This window comes from Mycobacteriales bacterium (assembly GCA_035550055.1).
Classification (GTDB): Bacteria; Actinomycetota; Actinomycetes; order JAFAQI01; family JAFAQI01; genus DASZTV01.
In genome coordinates this window covers 1-4163 of record DASZRO010000090.1, presented here as the reverse complement: position 1 = coordinate 4163, position 4163 = coordinate 1, and the positions used below count along the sequence as shown (strand labels likewise).

The 4163-nt window shown below is 66.5% G+C and carries 3 protein-coding genes; 1 reads left to right on the top strand and 2 read right to left on the bottom strand.

Going from position 1 to position 4163, the window contains the following annotated elements; all coding sequences use genetic code 11:
• Positions 1-157: 157 nt before the first annotated feature.
• Entirely contained in the window at positions 158-892 is a 735-nt protein-coding gene (locus VG899_13305; GenBank protein ID HWA67332.1) for a TnsA-like heteromeric transposase endonuclease subunit, read from the bottom strand.
• Between the two features lie 137 nt (positions 893-1029).
• On the opposite strand from VG899_13305, the gene VG899_13300 reads away from it, so the two are divergent.
• Positions 1030-1959 (top strand): hypothetical protein, encoded by a 930-nt coding sequence (locus tag VG899_13300; GenBank protein ID HWA67331.1) that lies wholly within the window; start codon positions 1030-1032, stop codon positions 1957-1959.
• Between the two features lie 125 nt (positions 1960-2084).
• Here VG899_13300 and dnaB read toward each other — a convergent pair.
• On the bottom strand, positions 2085-4163 hold a 2079-nt coding region (gene dnaB, locus VG899_13295; protein HWA67330.1), incomplete at its 5' end, for a replicative DNA helicase.

Below are 4163 nucleotides of genomic sequence, written 5' to 3'. Positions count from 1 at the left end.
GGATCGCTGAGCAGCATCGAGGTGCGGATGACCTGCCGGTGTCCCGAGCGGCCGTGAAGCGTGGCACATGTCCCGTCGAGCGCGACCACCTGGTGGGTGTCACCGTCGAATCGGACGGTGGCGCCGGTGCGCAACGTGCTTGCCAGGCTCGCCATCGCTATCCCCCCGACATTCCAGGCCGACGCAGGACGCTGTGCGGCTCAAGCGGAGTGGATAGGTCCGTCATCAGACGCTGCATCCAGATCGCGTGTAGCACCGCGGGTCGCACGAGACGCGGGGCATGATCCGCGGCGAGCCGTCGTTCCAGCGAGCCGATCGTGTCACCGGCGTTGCAGGCGGCGACCGCAGCGTCGGATATCGGTTGATCGATCGTCCAAGGTCGCCGGTACCCGGCGAGCAGCCGAATGTTCGCCGCGAGCACCGCAGTGACTCCGGTCCACAGCTCGTGCCTCCAGCCGCGGGCGGCGAACACATGACTGATGGCAGGGAAGTCGGGGTCATGAGGCGCACGCGCCCTGCGCAGCCAGTCCGGCGGCTTGACGTTAACGATCACAACCTCGCCGTTGCGGTGCCGGAGCATGTAGTCGGGGATGTGCCTGCGGTCCTTGCCATTCCGGTCGATGTAGGCCAGGCAAAACGGCTGTGCGGCGATTGCCGTGACGTCCGCCGACCTGTCCGCGATCTGCAACCGCAGCAACTCGTGGCGGCTCTCGTAAATCACGTGGGCGCCCATAGTGGTCGCCCAGTACTCGCCCGGACGGTTGCGCTGCCCGCGGTAGTGGCTCGGCCGCCGGAAGGGCTGGCAATCGAGTAGGTCCGAGCTGTCGGCGTGACGCAGCGCCTGCTCGACGACTCCGCCGGTGTCGTCTCGCCATGCGATCTTCGGGGTCATGGTTCCTCCTAGGTTGCGGCTTTTATAACGCGCACACCGTAGGCGAACACTTGGACCGGGGGAATGCATTGAACATCTCACCGGCGTGTCGGAGCATAAGAGCCGCGCCGGCGGCCCATCGCTGCTGCGCAACGTTTGTGAAGCAGCCGCACTTCGACCGTCGGGAGGAACAGGAAGTGCCGAAACAGCCAAGGCAGGCACCTCGAGACTTGGTGCACGGCGGCTGGCCGGACGGTGACCCTCTCGACAAGTCCTCGGGCATCGAACTGCTGCAAGCATTCGTCCGACGCATCCGGCGAGCCACCAACGGGATGTCCTCACGTGCCATCGCGGCCCGAACCGGGCTCGTCAGCACGACCGTCGACCGGGTTCTTTTCACGGGTGCGGCATGGCCGGACTGGTACACCTGGACCCAACTCGAGTTGAAGTTCGGCGTGCTGTCACCTGAAGCCGGAGAAGAACTCGCATTCGCGCTCCAGCGAGGCATCACACGAGATGTCGCGCGGGGCGTCTTCGATCACACCGTGAGCGCGGCGGACACCGACGACCCGCTGGTCCTCGCTGCCTACACCATCAAAGAGCCGCTCCTCGAAGCACTCGCAGGCGCGCTCGGAGAACAGTGCCAACTCGACTACAAGCTTCCCGTCAACGCGATCTACCTACCGGAAGGCGAACAGCCCTTCGACCCCAGCGCGCTCCCGCAACTGAGAATCGATCTGTACGACCCGGACCGCCATCTCGCTGTTCATTTCACGCCCATCAGCAAGAGCTTCAGGCTGCCGGAGATCAGACGCTTCCACGACATCTACACCAGCCTCGGCATCCTCGACGCAATCCAGATGCAGTACGACACAGCGCCGCCCCGCCGCGCCCTGCTCATGGCAGCCCGGCCACAGCTGTACTGGCGATCTCTCGCCGTGCACACCGACACGAACCTCATCTATCCCGCGGCACCAAACGACTTGAGTTCCTTCCACGACGTCCAGGGAACGATCTTCGCTAACGAATCGGCTCGCCGGCACGAAGCGGGCCAGACAAGCCAGCCCTCACCTGACCCTGTGGCCTAGGCCCCGCGATCGCGACCGCGACCGCGACCGCGACGAATCAGTGGACAAATAGGCCGGACAGTTGGACAAATAGGGGGCAAGTAGAACCGGATTTGGACAAATACGCGCGGACCCTACACAAGCGGCTAGTTGTGCGGCATGTCCACGAAGCGCGAGTAGTGCAGCTGCGACGACACGACCACGTCTCGGGTGGGGCCGTTTCGGTGCTTGGCCACGATCAGGTCCGCCTCGCCGGCCCGCGGCGACTCGCGTTCGTAGGCATCCTCACGGTGCAGCAGGATCACCATGTCGGCGTCCTGCTCGATCGCACCTGACTCACGCAGGTCGGACAGCTGCGGCCGCTTGTCGGAGCGCTGCTCGGCGCCACGGTTCAGCTGGCTGATCGCGACCACCGGCACCGCGAGCTCCTTGGCCAGAAGCTTCAGCGACCGGCTCATCTCGGCGACCTCTTGCTGGCGGTTCTCCACCCGCTTCGGGCTCGTCATCAGCTGGAGATAGTCGACGACGACCAGCCTCAGGTCGTGGCGCTGCTTGAGGCGCCGCGCCTTCGCGCGGATCTCCATCATCGTGAGGTTCGGGGAGTCGTCGATGAACATCGGAGCCTGCGCAACCTCGCCCATCCGGCGGGCGAGTTTCGTCCAGTCGTCGTCGTTCAGCGTTCCGGTCCGGATTCGGGTCAGCGGGATGCGCGCCTCGGCAGACAACAGTCGCATGGTGATCTCGCTCTTGCCCATTTCGAGTGAGAACAGGACCGCCGACTTCTGGTGTCCGATCGCGGCGCTCCGCAAGAAGTCCATGCCAAGCGTGCTGTTGTGCGTCGGCACCATCGACTCACCGGCGAGATACATGTGGTCCGCGTTGTCGACCTCGACGCATCGCACCGGCACAGACTCGACCCGACGAACGTCGGTGATGAACCGCGTCGACGACAGCGTTCGCGTGGGACGGCGGCGCTCCTTGTGAGCGATGCGCTTCCGCTCCAAGGCAAAGACATCGTCTTCCGTCGAGAAGGTGAGCGTCGACGCCGTCGAAGCGGTCTCGCATCGGTAGCCGAGGCTGCAAATCAGTTCACGGACATCGGCCGCAAGGTGGCGACTGCGGGCCGAGTACTGAATGGACCCGTTCGGCAGGACGAAGCCGCCCACGTCGAGCAGGCCGGCCAACAGCAGGCGACGCTGCGACTGTGACGCGCGCAGGTATTCCTGCGGGATGCCGCGCCGAGGGGTCGAACCGAGCGCCCGTAACGCCGCCGCCTCCGGCACCACCGAGGCTCCCGAGCCTTCGACGTACATCGCGACCTCCGGGTCGGGGTCGCCATCGGAGAGCCAAACGCCGAGGGTGTACGGGGCGACCGGGAGAACCCGGTCCGGCAGGTCAAGGGGCGACGCAAGCGCCACCTCGTGGTCGAGCTGCCGCCGAGAGCCGCCCGTCGCCACGCTCGCGGCGATCTCGCCAGTCGTGCGGACCGCCGACCCTGCCCGGTCGCGGGTGAGCCATTGGTGCTGCTCGTCGGCGACGATGACTGTGCCGTCGTCGAAGTGCACCTCGTAGCAAGGCCGGTTCGTCATCACCTCGGTCGCGGCGACCACCCGCGTCGGGTGGCCGTCGGCGCCGATGAGGTAGTCACCGACCGCGACCTCGCCCATCGTCGTCCAGCCGGTCGGGGTCGCAAGACGGGTGTCGAGAGCGAGCGCCTTCCCGAGACCGGGCCTTCCGGCCACCACGATGAGCTGGCCGTCGTGCAAGCCGTTGGTCAGCTCGTCAAGATCGCGGAATCCGGTCGGCACTCCGAAGAGCTCGCCGCCCCGGTTGCCGATCGCCTCGATCTCGTTGTAGGTCGCCCACATCGCGGCCTCGAGACCGACGTAGTCCTCACTGGTACGCCGCTCGACGACCTCGTAGACGGCGGCCTGCGCCCGGTCGACGACGTCGTCGACGTCCCCGCCCATCCCGCCGGCCGCGCCGTACCCGAGCTGCACGACCTTGGTGCCCGCCTCGACGAGGCGCCGCAGGATCGCCCGCTCGCGCACGATCTCGGCGTAGTAGCCCGCGTTGGCAGCGATCGGCACCAGCGAGATCAGCGTGTGCAGGTACGGCGCACCGCCGACGCGCTCGAGGTTGCCCGCCCGGGTCAGCTCCGCGGCGACGGTGACCGGGTCGGCGGGCTCTCCTTTGCCGTAGAGGTCGAGGATCGCGTCATAGAC